The following is a 230-nucleotide window of genomic DNA, read 5'->3' as shown; positions in this document are numbered from 1 at the left end:
AATACAAGGAAATTTCTAAGAAGAGTAAATTCATCTCATCCCTCATCTTTAGGGTTGCATCCACTAGTGTATTTTTATAATAAGCGTGGTAACCATATTTATTCGGCAATTTTGGCTTGGGTGGATATTATAAAAGATATTGAAAAATCACCGCAATCATTAAAGTCTTTCTGTTTTATTCGAAATGATTTAGAACGGTTTTTAATAAAATATAAGCATTTTATCTCTGG

The 230-nt window shown here is 30.0% G+C and carries 1 pseudogene; it reads left to right on the top strand.

Features of this window, described 5'->3' with window-relative positions:
• Positions 1-230: pseudogene (locus RMT89_RS45730) on the top strand (hypothetical protein); the annotation flags it as partial.

This window comes from Streptomyces sp. P17 (assembly GCF_032436805.1).
In the GTDB taxonomy this organism is placed as follows: domain Bacteria; phylum Actinomycetota; class Actinomycetes; order Streptomycetales; family Streptomycetaceae; genus Streptomyces.
The sequence above is the reverse complement of the archived record's forward strand: the minus strand, read 5'-3'. Positions and strand labels throughout refer to the sequence as shown.